This window comes from Lysinibacillus sp. KCTC 33748 (assembly GCF_002237755.1).
In the GTDB taxonomy this organism is placed as follows: Bacteria; Bacillota; Bacilli; order Bacillales_A; family Planococcaceae; genus Lysinibacillus.
Genome location: NZ_MWSJ01000001.1, coordinates 1 through 16,618, shown reverse-complemented (window position 1 = coordinate 16,618; position 16,618 = coordinate 1). Strand labels below are relative to the sequence as shown.

The window sequence follows — 16,618 nt, the reverse complement described above, 5'->3', positions numbered from 1 at the left end:
TGATGAATCCTAAATTTGTTACCACTAAAAAACAGCCCTTTTGCAAGGACTGTTTCTATCTATCTTTAGGTTTAATAAGTATACTTTTATAGGCTAGGTAGCCAAGCCATGCTCCTAGTGTATTTAAAATTAAATCATCAATATCTGCTGATCCAACCGTAAAAATAAACTGGATAGTTTCTACCGCTAGGCTAGAGATAAAACCTATACAAATAACGATCCAAGCTTTGCGGCACTTTTTTGATAATAGTGGTAGTAAAAAGCCCATTGGGGTAAATATTAATAAATTGCCGAGTAAATTAATAATAATGATATCAACATTAAAATACTGAGCGTAATTTATATAGCGCAGAATTGTATCAAAGGGAATAAAATTTGTTGTTAATCGCCAGTTACTATAATCAAACAGCCCTAATTCACCAAGAGAATACTCGCCATTGAACAACATAACAACTACATTCACAAGACGATCAATGACTAGTTTATAAAAAGCTATTACAGAATAGATACAAAAAAAGATCCACCCTGCTATCTTTATCGGTAAATAATATGTATCTATTAAAGAACGATAAGGTAACGGTAGCTTGGCTCCACTATGTATACTATTTTTTGTCATGCCTATACCACCTACTTCCCTATATCCTCACATAATTTTAATATTCACCGCTTCCCTAAGCAAGTGGTAATAATAAGGTGGATAAAGCCTTGTAGCATACTATCGCAAATTATGTAACCTTCACATCTGTCTGGGTTCGATTAGAAAAGAGATGACTGAACATCATGTTAAACACAAAATAAAAAAGCTGCCTCAATGAGCTGAGACAGCGTTATTTCAAGGCCTTATACTGGATTTACTCCATGTTTACGTTCTGAGAATAATAAGTACTTTGACATATAAAGCTCTAAGCGTGATTCAAGTGCTTTTCTTAAATCATTTGGCTCTATAACGTCATCAATAATCAGCTCTGAAGCTAGACGATAGACATCGATTTCCTCTTGGTATTCCTTGCGTTTCTCTGCGATAAAGCTTGCTTGCTCCTCTTTTGGGAGTTCAGCAATTTTATTGGCGTATACTGCGTTAACTGCGGCTTCAGGGCCCATTACAGCAATTTGTGCATTGGATAATGCAATACAGCAATCTGGCTCAAAAGCAGGACCTGCCATTGCATACAGCCCTGCACCGTATGCCTTCCGAACAATGACCGTTAATTTAGGAACGGTTGCCTCGCTCATTGCAAAAATCATTTTGGCACCATGGCGTATTATCCCTGCTTTTTCAACCTGCGTACCAATCATAAACCCTGGTACATCGGCAAGGAAAAGAAGCGGAATATTAAACGCATCACAAAGTGAAATGAACTTTGCAGCTTTATCAGCTGAATCGTGGAACAAAACGCCCCCCTTTACGCGCGGTTGGTTGGCGATAATTCCAACGGGTTGCCCATTAATGCGCCCTAGCCCGGTAATTAATTCTGGAGCGAATAATTTTTTCACTTCACAGAACGAATCTTCATCAATAATACGTTCAATTAACTTATACATATCAAAAGGAACGTTTTGATTTTTCGGTATTAGCTCATCAATCGATTTTTCAAATGAAGCTGGTGGTTTTGGAGCCTCTACCTTACTACGCTCTGCAAAGTTATTCGGGAAATAGCTCAAGTATTTACGAGCATAGGAAATAGCTTCCTGTTCTGATTTAGCAAGCACATCTCCACAACCGGAAACAGAACAGTGCATTTTCGCTCCACCCATTGTTTCCAAGTCTACCTTCTCGCCTATAACCATTTCTGCCATACGAGGAGATCCTAAATACATCGATGCATTACCTTCTACCATGACAACAATATCGCAGAATGCAGGGATATAGGCACCACCTGCCGCAGAAGGGCCAAACAGTAAGCATATTTGAGGAATTTTACCTGAAAGCTTTACCTGATTATAGAAAATGCGTCCTGCTCCTCTGCGACCAGGAAACATTTCTAATTGGTCAGTAATACGTGCACCTGCTGAATCGACTAGATACAGTAATGGGCAATTTAGCTTTTCAGCTGTTTCTTGAATCCGAATCATTTTTTCTACTGTACGTTTCCCCCAAGAGCCAGCTTTAATCGTCGAATCGTTTGCTAAAACACAAACAGTACGACCATGGATTTTACCGATTCCTGTGATTACGCCATCTGCTGGTAGGTCCCCTGCTAAGCAGTTCGCGTACAAGCCATCTTCTGATTGAAGCCCATCATCTAATAATAATTCGAGTCGTTCACGTACAAATAGCTTTCCTTGTTGTGCATTTTTATCGTGATATTTTGGCAGGCCACCTGCTAAAATTTGTTCCTTCATTGTTTTCGTCGTATTTTCTGTCGGTACATTGCTCATAGTTAATTCCTCCTTTTGCCCAAACGGTTACGCCTCAGCATAAATAATTAATCATATACCTAGATTTCAGTTCATCATCATAGCGTGGGGTTGATTTCCGTTCCGGCTGGGCGCTTTGTTGTTGCTGTCGCTACGCTTTCGCACAGAGCAAAGCTTCCTGGGGGCGTTCGATGAGCCCCAAGAAGTCACCTAGCCCCACTTTTGATGATATGCCAATATTTTAAAATCCTACTTTATAACTTTTCAAAATCTATTATCAGGTCTTTATTTCCCTAGGTATTGCGGTGTTCGCTTTTCCTGGAAAGCAAGTAAGCCCTCTAATCGATCTTCTGTAGGAATCAGAGCATTATATGCAAGTGATTCGATTTTTAAACCAGTAGCTAAGTCGACTTCAACACCTTGATTCATGGCGATTTTCGCCTGTACTAAAGAAAGCGGAGCATTTTTTGCCATTTCAAGCGCAAGCTGCTGTGCCTTTTCAAGTACTTCATGTCCTTCATGAACATACTCTACAATGCCGTAACTTCTTGCTTCCTCTGCATTTAATCGACGTGCTGTATAAATTAATTCCTTCGCTTTTCCAATGCCAATTAGTCGTGGAAGTCGTTGTGTACCTCCAGCCCCTGGGATGATGCCGAGAGATGTTTCCGTAAGGCCTATCTTGGCATGGGCAGCTGCCAGGCGTAAGTCACAGGCTAACGCTAGCTCGAGTCCGCCACCAAAAGCAACGCCATTTAATACGGCGATAACTGGTTGAGCGAGTGCTTCTACTTTTGCCACTGTTGCTCCGATTAATTGCACAATCTGCTTTACTTGTCGGTCTGGCATCCCTTTACGCTCTTTTAAATCTGCTCCTGCGCAAAAGGCTTTTTCCCCCGCCCCTGTTAGTAAGACGACTCGTACTGAAGGATCACCATTTATGTTGTCGAGTGTCGCGCTAAGTTCTTGGAGCAATTGTACAGACATCGCATTTGCCGCTTCCGGTCTTGAAAGGGTAATAAGCCCAATGCAACCATCTAATAATTCAAAACGAACGAGTTGCGTCATATTTGACTCGCACTCCTTTCATTACGGGCAATCGCCATTTGTTTAGAGGCGACTGCCTTCCCTAGTTTCTGTTCAATAAACAGTGCAGCCTCTAGCACTTTATTCAGTTCTACACCCGTTTTAATACCCATTCCATCTAATAAATACAATAAATCTTCCGTAGCCACATTACCTGATGCTCCTTTGGCATATGGACAGCCCCCAAGTCCACCAAGCGCGCTATCAAACTTCGTAATGCCCATTTCTAAAGATTTAACGATATTTGCTAGCGCTGTACCACGTGTATCATGAAAATGCATCGCAAAATTTTCTACAGGGTATCTTTTTAATAATTCTTCTAAAAGACTTTCCACCTGTGTCGGTACACCAACACCAATCGTGTCACCTAGAGAAATTTCATCGACGCCCATTTCCAGTAATTTTTCTGTTACTCGCAAAACTTTTTCTGGTTGTATGTAACCTTCATACGGGCACCCAATCACCGTTGAGATATAGCCCCGTACGTTTTTATGCGCTGCCTTTGCCCCGTCCACAACTTCCTGTAATATCGGAAATGTTTCATCGATTGATTTATTAATATTACTTTGGTTATGGCTTTCACTTGCCGACATAAAAACACTCACTTCGTCTACTTCAGCCTGCAATGCACGTTCTAAGCCACGCATGTTCGGTACTAGTGCCGCATACGTGATATCTTTTTGGCGTTTAATGGCTTGAAGAACCTCCACTGCATCAGCCAGCTGTGGAATCCACTTCGGATGCACAAAAGACGTTACCTCGATATAATTCAATCCAGTTTGACTAAGTAAATTTACTAGCTGTATTTTATCGGCAGTTGCAATATGCGTTTTCTCATTTTGCAAACCGTCACGAGGACCAACTTCCTTTAACGTTACATGCTTTGGTAGCTGCATAAAGAAGCCTCCTTATTCGATTTCTAAAATATCGTCATCTACGTTAATGAAATCTCCTTCATTCGCAATGATTTTTATAACTACGCCATCTTCTTCTGCTGCAATAGGAATCTCCATTTTCATCGACTCTAAAATTGCCACATCTTGTCCTGCAGTCACTTTCTCGCCCTCTGTTACAACGATTTTCCATACTGTTCCTGCCATGCTCGCTTTAACTGTTGCCATTGTAAATCCCTCCAAATGTATGAATAACGCAACCGCACTCATTGTTTAAGTGCGAATGCTTTTATCAATTTCGCCTTGGCGTAATTGCGTCCGGATTTTGAATTGTGCACAGACCTGCACGAGGGCCGACACGATGTCGGTCATTTCGGTAATGCCACAGGACGTGGCGTCTTTACCGATGCAGGTCAGTTAGCCGTTTTCGCAGGATGCGAAGGTGTTAGACTAACATCCTTTATTCATTCCTTTTAAAATCCGTGACATCCGCCGGAGGCCATTATCTTCATTCAGCAGGAATCTGCTGAATGAGGATAAATGTTCTTACTTTGTCTCTGCTAATTGAGGTAAATAATACTCATCCACAAATTTAGTCGTTGTAAAGCCCTTTAAAAATTGTTCATGTGTCACTGTTTTCAACAACATCGGAATATTTGTTTGAATACCTTCTACTTTATACACTTTAAGTGCCTCAATCAGTCTTTCACACGCAATTGCTCGTGTTTCTCCCCACACGACTAATTTGCTAATCATTGGGTCGTAAAAAGGTGTTACCGCAGTGCCAGCCTCTACGCCACATTCATGGCGAATACCTTCACCTGTAGGCAATTCAAATGCCGTAATGGTGCCTGGAGAAGGGAAAAAGGTCGATGGATTTTCGGCGTAAATACGTACTTCAATTGCATGCCCTTCTCTTTGTATGCTCTCGCGAGTAAATGCTAGTGGTTGTTTTGCCGCAATTTTTAATTGCTCCTCCACAAGATCTAGTTTTGTAATTTCCTCCGTCACTGGATGTTCCACTTGTAGGCGCGTATTCATCTCTAAGAAATAAAAGTTTTGCTCCGCATCTACTAAATACTCAATCGTACCAGCATTTACATAGCCAATATGCTGAACTGCCTTAACTGACGCATCTAGCATTCTTTTTCTTGTTTCTTCAGAAATGAATGGAGATGGTGCTTCTTCCACTACTTTTTGATTTCTACGTTGAATCGAACACTCACGTTCAAATAGTGGTACGACATTGCCATCAAGGTCTGCAATAATTTGTACCTCGACGTGATGAGGATTCGCAATAAATCGTTCCATATACATCGTGCCATCACCAAAGAATGACTGTGCACGCTTTTGATTCCCCTCAAAGGCTTTTGCCAACTCCTCGGCATTTTCAACGAGCTGCATACCGATCCCCCCACCACCAGCAGAGGCTTTTAACATAATCGGATAGCCTAGACGGGAAGCAATTTCAATAGCTTCCGCGACATCTTTCACCGGTGTCTCTACACCTTCAACAATTGGTACACCTGCAGCTTTCATTGTTTTTCGAGCTTCTAATTTACTGCCCATCGAAGCAATTACGTCCGCGCTTGGTCCAATAAATACGAGGCCCGCTTCTGTACAACGTTTAGCAAACTCAGCGTTTTCTGATAATAAACCATAGCCCGGATGAATTGCGTCAGCGCCGCTTTCCTTCGCTACTTCAAGAATACGATCAATATTTAAATAGCTTTGGGCAACAGGTGGCTTTCCAAGGCAAAATGCCTCATCAGCATCCTTCACATGTAAGCTTTCAACGTCTGCCTCAGAATACACCGCAACTGTTTGAACATTTAGTCGTTTGCATGTTCTTATAACACGTCTAGCTATTTCTCCGCGATTGGCAATTAACACCTTCTTGAACATTCACTGACCCCCTTCTTACTTCACTGTTGGAACGAAATTTTCTCGTAATTTAAACTTTTGCACTTTTCCAGATGCAGTCATCGGATAATCCTCGATAAAGAAAATATGTCGTGGTATTTTATGTCTAGAGATTTTATCCCGACAATAATCTCGAATCTCTTCCTCTGTTGCCTGCTCTCCTTCTCGCAATATAATCCAAGCTGCCGCTTCCTCTCCATAAACAGGATCAGGAACACCTGCAACCTGTACATCTGCAATTTTGGAGTGTGTGTAAAGGAATTCTTCAATTTCTCGAGGAGATATATTTTCACCGCCACGAATAATCATATCTTTTAAACGCCCTGTTACACGTACATAGCCCGCCTCATCCATCGTTGCCAAATCCCCGGTATGCAGCCAGTTATCCTCATCTATTGCAAGAAGCGTTTCTTCCGGGTTATTATAGTAACCTTTCATGACTTGGTAGCCTCTCGTACATAGCTCCCCTTGCTCATTCGGCGCAGCTTCTTCGTTTGTACCAGGAATGACAATTTTAACTTCTAGATTTGGCAATGCACGGCCAACTGTTTCAACCTTTAACAGTAGCGGGTCATTAGCCCTCGTTTGTGTAATAACAGGTGAGGCTTCTGTTTGCCCGTAACAAATCGTAATATCCTTCATGCCCATTTTGTCGATAACGGCCTTCATAACCTCGATTGGACAGTTAGAGCCAGCCATTACTCCAGTACGCAACGTTGATAGATCAAAAGACGCAAAATCCGGTAAATTAAGCTCACTAATGAACATCGTTGGCACGCCATGTAACGCGGTACACTTTTCTTTTTCAACCGTTTGTAACACCTCAGTAGGTGAAAACTCTTGTACTGGTACCATCGTCCCACCACTAGTAGTAATCGCTAATGTTCCAATTACACAGCCAAAGCAATGGAAGAATGGGACAGGGATGCACAAGCGATCTTCGTAAGTTAAACGCATACATTCTGCAATATTAATCGCATTATTGACTAAGTTATAATGCGTTAACATAACACCTTTCGGAAAACCTGTTGTTCCTGAGGTATATTGAATATTAATAACATCATCATAATGAAGTGCTTGCTGTCTTTGATCTAATTGCTCCTCCGTTATTTGCTCTGCAGCAGATAACACATCCGACCAGTTTAGCACTCCGGGATATTTTGTCTCGCCAATTAAAATAACATTTTTTAATAAAGGTAGTCGCTCTGATTGCAAATTACCTGGTTCACAATGTTCAAGCTCTGGACATAACTCTTGCAGTGTATTTATAAAAGAATGGTCTCGATAATTTTCAATTAAAATAATCGTTTTTGCATCGGATTGCTTCAATAAATATTCCAACTCGCTTGAACGATAATTAGTGTTTACAGTGACGATTGGGGCTCCCATTTTACCTGTACCAAATTGCAGCTGCACCCATTCTGGAACATTAGTCGTCCAAACTGCAATATGCTCACCCTTCTCTATTCCAAGAGCCATCAACCCTCTAGCGACTAAACGGCTTTGCCGATTGAGCTCCTCATAAGTCATACGTAAATCCCTATCTGCATATACTAATGCTTCGCGTTGTGGATATTTTTCAGATTGTTCATCTAGCAATTGACCAATAGTTTGATACACAAGTTCTGCCATGAAAATCCCCCTAGTTAAGATGATTAGCAACCAATTAGACGAGAAATAACGAGACGTTGAATTTCAGAGGTACCCTCACCGATTTCCATTAACTTAATGTCACGTAGATGACGCTCTACATCGTATTCTTTCATATACCCTGAACCACCGTGAATTTGAATTGCTTGATTACAAGTGCGGAAGCCCATTTCAGAGGCGAATAATTTTGCCATTGCCGCTTCCTTCCCGAATGGTTTCTTTTGATCTTTAAGCCATGCCGCCTTATGTACTAACGTACGTGCAAGCTCTATCTCCATTGCCATATCGGCTAATTTAAATTGTATTGCCTGAAGTTTTGATATAGGTGCACCAAATTGTTCACGTTCTTTAGCGTATTTTAATGCTTTCTCATAAGCTGCCTGTGCAATTCCTACTGATAATGCAGCAATGGAAATACGCCCACCGTCTAACGTATTTAAAAATTGGCTAAATCCACGTTTTTCATCCCCTAAAAGATTAGCCCTTGGTACACGAACATTTTGCAAAATAATCTCACATGTATTGGAGCCACGTACACCCATTTTGTCGTAATTGCAGTTGATCGTTACGCCAGGAGTGTTAGTTGGTACAATGATAGATGAGATAATTTTTTTACCATCTTCACGTTTACCTGTCACTGCTGTCACAATAATTTGGCGTGCAAAGCCCGCGTTTGTGATCCAGCATTTTTCACCATTAATGATGTAATCATCACCATCAATTACAGCTGTTGTAAGTGTTCCACCAGCATCTGAACCTGCATTTGGCTCTGTTAGACCAAACGAACCTAATGTTTCCCCCTTCGCTAACGGAACAAGCCATTCTTGCTTTTGCTCCTCTGTGCCGAAATTGTAAATAGGCGAAGCACCTAAGCTAACTGCTGCTGCATAGCTTAATCCTGTACCGCCACACGCACGGCCGATTTCTTCAACAGCAAGTGCATAGGAAACAGTATCTCCGCCTGAACCGCCGTACTCTTCAGGAAACGGGATCCCTAATAAGCCTAGCTCTGCCATCTTTTTAAAGCTCTCTATTCTCATCGTCGATGTCTCGTCAACCTCACGAGCATACGGTTTAATTTCTTTTTCAGCAAAGTCACGTACCATATCTCGAATCATCTCTTGCTCTTTCGTTAGTTCAAAGTTCATCCCCAGTCCCCCTAATGTTTAATTTGCCATAGCAGATTTCGTTCAGATGACAGCTGTAATAAATGAATACCGACCAGTCGGTTTGTATTAAATATTAATAAAACCAGTCTTTTCTGCTGGCTTCTCCTTGACCATAAATTGAACCGCTTCGTCCTTTGCTTGCTCAGTGACAATCGCACGCAATACCATATCCGTAAATACTTCTGTAATTTCCTCCATTGTTAATGGACCTGATTGCTTAAACCATTTATATGTCCAGTTAATCATCCCGACAATAGCCATCGTTACAATAGTACAAGGTAGTTCTGTACGAAAATCCTTTGTTTGCTGGCCTTCCGCTATGACTTTTTGTAAAATATCCCGATATTGATCTCGTTTATTATGAATAATTTCACTATATTCCTCCGGCAATGAACGGCTTTCTTCATAAAAAACAGTAATATGTGCTTGATACATATCAAATACTTGTGTCAGTGTTTGCAGCATTGCACATAAACGTGTAATCGGTGTCTCGTATTTGTCATATGCCTCCTGTGACTGTTTAATCACATACGAAATAAATACATCATGAATTTCATACAACAGTTCATCTTTCGATTTAAAATTATGATAAAATCCACCCTTTGAAGCACCAATGTATTCAACAATGCGATCAACAGTTACATTGTGATAGCCATCTTGCTGAAATAGCACTACAGAAGCGTCAACAATGCGTTGTTTTAATGTTTTCTTTACCATAGGCATCTATCATCCTTCTTATAACTCTTTACTTAATCACTCTTTATAATTAGAAAAGGTTTCTGGTCATTGCCATAATGTGTGCTTGATTTCCGTTCCAACTGAGCGCTTTCCTAAGGGCGTCCAGTCTCTATGACATACGTTTTAACAATATGCAATGCCACCCTATAATTCTGGTGACAACCCCTTATTTTCCCTAATTATTAAAAAACTATGACACCATTAATATAGCATTCTGAAAATTCAGTGTCTAGCATCTATATAGATTTTAATTAATTTTTCGAGAATTTATTTTACATAAAGTAGAATTTTAAAAACCACCACAAATAAAAAACCTACAATTACTGTATGCTTCCCATCTTATTTTTATTACTAAAATCTCAAAAAAATTCCCTAGTGCTGTACAATCACACTAGAGAATCTACAAAACATAGTTATGAAGCTTTTGGTATTTTTCGTAACCACGAGATAATGATTGCAATAATTAACGCAAAACCTAAATAGCCCATTGTTGAATAAACCTTTCCAACTAATGTCGTGAACCCAACTAAACTCGCAACAAAGCCTATTAAACCAATTACCACAATTCCTATTTTAAAATATTTATGGTCAGGCGCTATAAAACGTACTGTAAATGCGTAAAGCATTCCTACAGCCGTATTGTACATCATGCCTAATAAAGCAATAGACATTAAAATCCCCACTACAGGATGAATTTGTTTGGCTAACTCTAATGTTGGCATTGCTGTCCCACCAACTACGTCCATTTTAACGAATAAAGCAATATTAATAAGTATGATTAAAACACCGAGCATAATACCACCAAGAAAACCGCCTAAACCAGCAATCTTGCGCTCTTTAACCGTTCCCCCCATAACAATTAGCATCGCTGTACCAGCAGCTATGTTATAAGATACATAGAGGAGTGCCCCTACTAGCCAATTGGAAGCCGCAGATGATTGCTCTTTCGCTAGTACATTCTGTTCTGCAATTGTTAAATCCATTGTGAAAATAGAGTAAATTAATATGATAAAAACGATCCCCATCAAATATGGCGTCACTAAAGCTATTATATTAATAATATTTTTCACATTTAATAGCAGCGTTAAAATCGTAATGATTACCATGAAAATGCTGCCGATCATCGGGTTCATACCAAACATTTGCTCAAACGTTGACCCTGATCCCGCAAACATAACAACTGCCACACCAAATAAGAAGAACGTTATGACTATATCTAATAGTACGCCAACATAGCGCCCACCGATTTGATAGATTACCTCTTTATGAGATGTCGTTTGTGAATCTGCCCCTAATTGCGCTAGACTCATCCCTAAAAACGCAAAAGCAATTGTTGCGACAATTCCTCCTGCTATACCGTAAAGACCAAAACTCGTAAAGTATTGCATAATTTCTTGTCCTGATGCGAAGCCAGCACCAACGATTAATCCTACAAACGCGCCACCTATCTGCCAACTTTTTTTCATAGAACACCTGCTTTTCTATTTAAATCAATTATGCCTCGGCATAATTCCGTGACATCCACTGGAGGCTATAGGCCAACAAATGTCTTATGCGTGAAAGCGTAGCGCCAGCAACAGCACGATGTTGATCATTCAGGCGTTTTCACAGGATGTGAAGTTCTTAGCCTGAGCTCCTCTATTTAGTCACATTATTTATAAGTTTTCTGTGCTACTGTAAACAAGTCGATCGTCTCTCTATTTACTTCATAACCGATACCCGCTTTTTGAGGAACTTCAATAAAGCCGTCCTTCACCACAACTTCTGGGTCGATAATGTCTTTTTCCCAATATCGACTGGAACCTGCTGTATCGCCAGGTAAAATAAAATTCGATAATGTAGTTAACGCCACATTATGTGCACGACCAATACCCGACTCAAGCATGCCGCCACACCAAACAGGAATGTCATTTGCCTCACAATAATCATGTATTTTCTTAGCTTCAGTTAAGCCACCGACACGTCCAATTTTAATGTTAATAATTTTAGTACTGCCCAATTCAACAGCTTTACGTGCATCCTCTAATGAATGGATACTTTCATCCAAGCAGATAGGCGTATCGATTAATTTTTGTAAAGCTGCGTGATCGATAATGTCATCTGACGCCAATGGCTGCTCAATCATTGTTAAATTAAAAGCATCTAGCTGTTTAAGCGTTTCAGCATCTGTGAGACGATAAGCTGAGTTCGCATCCGCCATAAACGCCACATCTGGGAACGTCTCACGTAATATACGCATTACTTCTACATCCCAACCTGGTTTGATTTTAATTTTCATTCGTTTATAGCCTTCATTCACAAAACCATCTACTAACGCTACTAAGTCCTCGATTGATTTTTGAATACCGATACTGATTCCAACTTCAATATTGTCCTTTTTGCCACCAAGTGCAGCCGCGAGAGATTGATTCGTCTGTTGGGCATAAATATCCCAAATAGCACCTTCTATCGTTGATTTTGCCATATTATTTTTACGAATCGGTTTAAATAGCTCATTGACCTCATCCGGATGCTGAAGCTCTTTATTTAAAATAAGAGGAATTAAGAAATCTTCTAGCATGTGCCAGTTCGTTTGTAATGTTTCCTCGTTGTACCAAGGAGAGTGGAAGGCGACAGATTCTCCCCAACCGATTGTTCCTGATTCATCTTTAACCTCTAAAACTAAAAAATCCTTATCATCAAATGTGCCAAAGCTTGTTGTAAATGGTTCTTTTAATTTCATCTTTAAATGTCTAATGGTAAATTCCGTTATTTTCATATTGCTTTGCCCCTTCCAGTCCTAAAGTTTCTAATTTAACGAGAACATACTCATTGTAATTTTCTTGCTGTTGCAATTGAACAGCTGCATAACCTTGTGCAAATAATTGTTGTACTAAGCGTCTCGTTTTGAAGCGCCAGTCCAATGCTAATGCCGGATCTTGCAACTTCAATGCTTGAAAATCCTTTGGTACAGGCAGCGTATATAAATCGTTGTTATATTTCAAATTTTCAGTTACTTCTAAACATAGGAATCCTTGTTCATTTTGTACACAACTAGCTACTGGTATGGCATTCTTTGCGTCTATTGAAACGCTTTTATTGACGTAATCAGAGGTTATATACCAGCTCACCTCAAAACGATCAGAAGGTAACCCCTTATTTAAACCATCCTGCATTTCTCCATAGCAATTTTCTATATACGTATAACAAATACCATTTAATTTGGAGAGATTAAGATAACCATTTCGTGTCTCCAGCGGATCAAAGGTCCATACCATTAAATCATAGCCCCGTTCTATAGCAATGGCTTGCTGGGCATATTTTAATTTTTCACCTATTCCTTGAGAACGGTAGTTTTCTTCTATCCCCAACATATGGGAACACAAATAGCTTTTGCCCTCTCGAAACCCCGAAAAGCCATAGCTAAAGCCAACTAATTGGTCACCATCATAGGCACCCACAACGATCCCACCATTTTTCACAGCGGTTAACGTTTGATGAATGGGAATAGAAGGCATCCCCCAAATGTTATATTCCAATTGCTGAACTTGTTCCAGCTGCTCGATTGTCTTTATTTCTCGTATATCAATCATCCTATCACTTCTTTCTATATCTTTATCCTAAATGAACGGCTCGTTCTATAAAGCTCGTAAAATTGCTCTCGTAATAATGCTCACTCCTGTAATAAGCCGCTCTCGATTAAAGGTCATTTTCGGATGATGTAAGCCTGGTGTTACACCACAACCTAAGCCAAGCATTGTTGCTTTAAGGTTCGGACGCTCATACGTATAAAAATGAAAATCCTCTCCTCCAGGGGTAACGACTGGTGGAGCACATGCGCTTTCCCCAACCACATCAATAATAGCGGAATTCATATGCTGTAAGGCCTCATCATTCACTAATGCTGCAACGATATGTGCATCTACAGTTAAAGAAATTTCGGCTCCATACATCGCTTCAACCGATGCTTTTACACGTTCAACACCATCCGTGAGAGCCTCCATTACTTCATTTGTTTGTGCCCGTGCATCAATGCTAAATGTTGCTTTCCCAGGAATAATATTTGTAGAGGTTCCTCCTGCATTAAATTGCGTCATTTTGACTGACGAAGAGACATTAGGGTCTGTCCAGATTTTTTGTAAACCTTCAATAATTGCGGACCCTACCTCAATGGCATTAATGCCAAGTTCAGGTCGTGCGCCATGAGCCTCTTCTCCAATAATAGTCCCCGTAAAAAGCTTTGCCGCACCGTGATACAAGGCCGGGGCGTACGTTCCGTCCCGTAATTCTTTCACCGGACGAACATGGACACCAAATAAGTATTCTAGAGGATCAATAAGCCCCTTTTCAACGAATGCTCGGGCACCCTGTGCTTTTTCTTCAGCAGGCTGAAAAAGAATACGTACTGCACCGGGAAGCAAGTGCTCCATATCCTTCAACGCTAGTGCTGTCCCAATAGCCATCGTCATATGACCATCATGACCACAAGAATGATTCGCCTTAAATACATCATCTACTTCCTGCCATAGTGCATCGATATCCGTACGAAATCCGACTCTCGGTGTTCCTTTCCCAATATCTACATACAGTCCGGTCATGTCTTCGAATAACTGAGGCTCCATCTGTGCCTCCTTCAATAAATTGGCGATGTACTTCGTTGTCTGCTTTTCCTGCCAGCTTATTTCCGGATGCTCATGTAAATGTGTAAAAATCTCCGTCAATCTCGGCTGTAAGTTTTGTAATACTTGATTCATATCATTCAACTCCATCGATTTGCTAAAAAGCTATTTTGGAAATCATCATATTTTACGCGTTGATTTTCATAATAGTCGTGATCCTGTGCAGTCATACCTGCAATTAAAGTATTTAAAAATGAAATAAGTGCTGGCATTGCATCAATCGTAGACATTTCTTGTTGTTCATTTATAAAAGTAATCGTCGCATATTGTGTAATAGGTGCAATTTTAGAATCTGTAATGCCAATGATTTCACAATGTTTCTCTTGAATTTCAGCTGCAAATTGAATCGGCTCTTTAAAATAGCGATGGAACGATAAAATAATGACCACACTATCCTCATCAATTTCTTGTAAAGCTCTAATGATTTCACTAGTATCAAAATCTAAAATCACGACGTTAGGACGCAGCATATTTAACGTAAAATACAACCATTGTGCCGCTAAATGGGACGAGCCATTCCCAACAATATAGATTTTTTTCTTCGTATGCAGCAGGATGGAAGCACGATTAAAATCTTCTTCGTTAATGTTCTTTGCAACGTTTAAAATGCTAGATGCATCCTTTTCCATCGTTTTTTCATAAAACCGCGGCGTTTCAAAAAGCGCCTGCTTTGATTGCAAATAATTTTGCAAACTACTAGTATTCCCTTCATTGAATAAATGCATCGTAATCTCACGTTGCAACTCAGCATAACCCGATAATCCTATAGCGTAGCAAAAGCGGATAACTGTCGTTTCACTTACCCCTGCTCTCTCCCCCACATAAGCAGCTGAATGAATACCTGCAGTCTGCATATTTTTGAGAATAAAGACAGCTACCTTCTGCTGACTCTTCGAAAGCTCCTGGTATTTATGTTGAATGACTTGGTGAATTGTTTGATTACCCATCAAAGAAGTACATCCTTTTTTATTTTATTTTTGAAGTTTTAACTTCATTCTGCATGATACATAGCCTAGCATAGTTTTTTTCACAATTCAATATATTTTCTGAAAGTTCTGTTTATATCTTCTGAAATCAATGAAAATGGCTGTTTTTTAAAAGATTGCTGCTTTTCAACCAATCGAGTGGGCTTGTTCAATAAGCAGGAATGAATTTTCGTTAATCTTTAACGGTGGATTTGTTTATAATTGGTAACCCTTGTTCGTTTCGAACATTATAAAGTACAGGGGCAGGAAAGTTATTACTTAATATTAGGAGGGATGTAGTAAGTGTTTATGAACCGTTGTATATTTTCTTCTTTTTAATTTTGCTTAGTTTGATTTATATTCTAGTAACTATTTATACAATCTGTAAATTTAATATGATCGGACTATTACTGGTTATTCTGTCTATATCTAGTTATTTGTTAATTGATAAATATATGTTTGATGCAGATGAATACTCTTCATTATTCGGGTTAGGCTTTCTTGAATTGACACTTCTATCATATCCGTATATTTTTCTTGGATTATCAGTTGTTTTCGGAAAAAAGGGTGAGCGTAGTTAGAGGTGGCTTTCGTTAAAGATTCGGTTTGCGGAGAATAAAAAAGCAGAGTTAATCTTAAGAAATTAACTCTGTTTTGCTGAATTCAAGATTTTGTGTAGCATTCTAGTCTTGCAAAAAGAAATTCTCCCACTTAGGTTATCGTCCTATACACCTTGAGGAAGGAAAGTTCTCTCGTTCTATAAAACTGCAAACAAAAAAGCCGAGGAATAAATCCACGACTTTTTTCAGGTGCCTAGCGATGTCCTACTCTCACAGGGGGAAGCCCCCAACTACCATCGGCGCTAAAGAGCTTAACTTCCGTGTTCGGTATGGGAACGGGTGTGACCTCTTTGCCATCATCACTAGACTATTGTCGACCTCCAATACACGGCGTATTACTGCGTCAGCTTCTCTCGTTCAATCGGTCACGTACAGAGGTACGCTCCCTCATTCACTCGTTTGCTTCCTTGTACTACTTGTGTCTTGAAGCTCTCTTCGGCTTTCAATATACATCGCATTTCTTCGTCAGCTTCAGTCGTTCAGTCAGTCACGTACTTGAGTACGCTCCTTCCCTCTCTCCATCGCTTCCTCGAACTACTCGTATCTTGAAACCCTTGA

At 40.0% G+C, this 16,618-nt stretch carries 14 protein-coding genes and 1 rRNA gene; all 15 read right to left on the bottom strand.

All coding sequences use genetic code 11. The annotated features are described in order from the left end of the window. Positions 1-55 precede the first annotated feature (55 nt). The 15 genes from B1B04_RS00080 to rrf all read right to left on the bottom strand — a co-directional run bounded on the left by B1B04_RS00080 (position 56) and on the right by rrf (position 16,367). The gene (locus B1B04_RS00080) at positions 56-616 is read right to left on the bottom strand and encodes a VanZ family protein (RefSeq protein ID WP_094075055.1); all 561 of its coding nucleotides are present in this window, start codon (positions 614-616) and stop codon (positions 56-58) included. A gap of 224 nt (positions 617-840) precedes the next feature. Next, positions 841-2,379: an acyl-CoA carboxylase subunit beta gene (locus B1B04_RS00075; RefSeq protein WP_079559303.1), complete on the bottom strand. Its 1,539-nt coding sequence runs from the start codon at positions 2,377-2,379 to the stop codon at positions 841-843. Positions 2,380-2,643: 264 nt separating this feature from the next. After that, positions 2,644-3,426: an enoyl-CoA hydratase gene (locus B1B04_RS00070; protein ID WP_079559302.1), complete on the bottom strand. Its 783-nt coding sequence runs from the start codon at positions 3,424-3,426 to the stop codon at positions 2,644-2,646. Beyond that, complete coding sequence (locus B1B04_RS00065) at positions 3,423-4,340, bottom strand: hydroxymethylglutaryl-CoA lyase (RefSeq protein ID WP_079559301.1); 918 nt, start codon at positions 4,338-4,340, stop codon at positions 3,423-3,425. The genes B1B04_RS00070 and B1B04_RS00065 overlap by 4 nt, the downstream gene beginning before the upstream one ends. A gap of 12 nt (positions 4,341-4,352) precedes the next feature. Next, the gene (locus B1B04_RS00060) at positions 4,353-4,565 is read right to left on the bottom strand and encodes an acetyl-CoA carboxylase biotin carboxyl carrier protein subunit (protein ID WP_079559300.1); all 213 of its coding nucleotides are present in this window, start codon (positions 4,563-4,565) and stop codon (positions 4,353-4,355) included. A 318-nt stretch (positions 4,566-4,883) separates the two neighbouring features. Then, positions 4,884-6,242 (bottom strand): acetyl-CoA carboxylase biotin carboxylase subunit, encoded by a 1,359-nt coding sequence (locus B1B04_RS00055; RefSeq protein ID WP_079559299.1) that lies wholly within the window; start codon positions 6,240-6,242, stop codon positions 4,884-4,886. Between the two features lie 15 nt (positions 6,243-6,257). Continuing rightward, complete coding sequence (locus B1B04_RS00050; protein WP_079559298.1) at positions 6,258-7,892, bottom strand: AMP-binding protein; 1,635 nt, start codon at positions 7,890-7,892, stop codon at positions 6,258-6,260. Positions 7,893-7,915: 23 nt separating this feature from the next. Continuing rightward, positions 7,916-9,058 carry an acyl-CoA dehydrogenase gene (locus B1B04_RS00045; RefSeq protein ID WP_079559297.1) on the bottom strand — a complete coding sequence of 381 codons (1,143 nt, stop codon included), beginning with the start codon at positions 9,056-9,058 and terminating at the stop codon, positions 7,916-7,918. 87 nt (positions 9,059-9,145) lie between these two features. Beyond that, positions 9,146-9,796: a TetR/AcrR family transcriptional regulator gene (locus B1B04_RS00040; RefSeq protein ID WP_079559798.1), complete on the bottom strand. Its 651-nt coding sequence runs from the start codon at positions 9,794-9,796 to the stop codon at positions 9,146-9,148. A 434-nt stretch (positions 9,797-10,230) separates the two neighbouring features. Beyond that, positions 10,231-11,283 carry a YkvI family membrane protein gene (locus B1B04_RS00035; RefSeq protein ID WP_079559296.1) on the bottom strand — a complete coding sequence of 351 codons (1,053 nt, stop codon included), beginning with the start codon at positions 11,281-11,283 and terminating at the stop codon, positions 10,231-10,233. Positions 11,284-11,468: 185 nt separating this feature from the next. Beyond that, positions 11,469-12,575 (bottom strand): o-succinylbenzoate synthase, encoded by a 1,107-nt coding sequence (gene menC / locus B1B04_RS00030; RefSeq protein ID WP_079559295.1) that lies wholly within the window; start codon positions 12,573-12,575, stop codon positions 11,469-11,471. Beyond that, the gene (locus B1B04_RS00025; protein ID WP_079559294.1) at positions 12,550-13,389 is read right to left on the bottom strand and encodes a GNAT family N-acetyltransferase; all 840 of its coding nucleotides are present in this window, start codon (positions 13,387-13,389) and stop codon (positions 12,550-12,552) included. The genes menC and B1B04_RS00025 overlap by 26 nt, the downstream gene beginning before the upstream one ends. A 45-nt stretch (positions 13,390-13,434) precedes the next feature. After that, complete coding sequence (locus B1B04_RS00020; protein WP_079559293.1) at positions 13,435-14,550, bottom strand: M20 peptidase aminoacylase family protein; 1,116 nt, start codon at positions 14,548-14,550, stop codon at positions 13,435-13,437. Between the two features lie 5 nt (positions 14,551-14,555). Then, positions 14,556-15,422 carry a MurR/RpiR family transcriptional regulator gene (locus B1B04_RS00015; RefSeq protein ID WP_079559292.1) on the bottom strand — a complete coding sequence of 289 codons (867 nt, stop codon included), beginning with the start codon at positions 15,420-15,422 and terminating at the stop codon, positions 14,556-14,558. Positions 15,423-16,251: 829 nt separating this feature from the next. Then, positions 16,252-16,367, bottom strand: a 5S ribosomal RNA gene (rrf, locus tag B1B04_RS00005). Between the last annotated feature and the right edge of the window lie 251 nt (positions 16,368-16,618).

Bases quoted from the DNA above. Each gene is read 5' to 3' on its own strand.
- B1B04_RS00080 (WP_094075055.1), bottom strand. From the start codon at position 616: ATGACAAAAAATAGTATACATAGTGGAGCCAAGCTACCGTTACCTTAT.
- B1B04_RS00075 (WP_079559303.1), bottom strand. From the start codon at position 2,379: ATGAGCAATGTACCGACAGAAAATACGACGAAAACAATGAAGGAACAA.
- B1B04_RS00070 (WP_079559302.1), bottom strand. From the start codon at position 3,426: ATGACGCAACTCGTTCGTTTTGAATTATTAGATGGTTGCATTGGGCTT.
- B1B04_RS00065 (WP_079559301.1), bottom strand. From the start codon at position 4,340: ATGCAGCTACCAAAGCATGTAACGTTAAAGGAAGTTGGTCCTCGTGAC.
- B1B04_RS00060 (WP_079559300.1), bottom strand. From the start codon at position 4,565: ATGGCAACAGTTAAAGCGAGCATGGCAGGAACAGTATGGAAAATCGTT.
- B1B04_RS00055 (WP_079559299.1), bottom strand. From the start codon at position 6,242: ATGTTCAAGAAGGTGTTAATTGCCAATCGCGGAGAAATAGCTAGACGT.
- B1B04_RS00050 (WP_079559298.1), bottom strand. From the start codon at position 7,892: ATGGCAGAACTTGTGTATCAAACTATTGGTCAATTGCTAGATGAACAA.
- B1B04_RS00045 (WP_079559297.1), bottom strand. From the start codon at position 9,058: ATGAACTTTGAACTAACGAAAGAGCAAGAGATGATTCGAGATATGGTA.
- B1B04_RS00040 (WP_079559798.1), bottom strand. From the start codon at position 9,796: ATGGTAAAGAAAACATTAAAACAACGCATTGTTGACGCTTCTGTAGTG.
- B1B04_RS00035 (WP_079559296.1), bottom strand. From the start codon at position 11,283: ATGAAAAAAAGTTGGCAGATAGGTGGCGCGTTTGTAGGATTAATCGTT.
- menC (WP_079559295.1), bottom strand. From the start codon at position 12,575: ATGAAAATAACGGAATTTACCATTAGACATTTAAAGATGAAATTAAAA.
- B1B04_RS00025 (WP_079559294.1), bottom strand. From the start codon at position 13,389: ATGATTGATATACGAGAAATAAAGACAATCGAGCAGCTGGAACAAGTT.
- B1B04_RS00020 (WP_079559293.1), bottom strand. From the start codon at position 14,550: ATGAATCAAGTATTACAAAACTTACAGCCGAGATTGACGGAGATTTTT.
- B1B04_RS00015 (WP_079559292.1), bottom strand. From the start codon at position 15,422: ATGGGTAATCAAACAATTCACCAAGTCATTCAACATAAATACCAGGAG.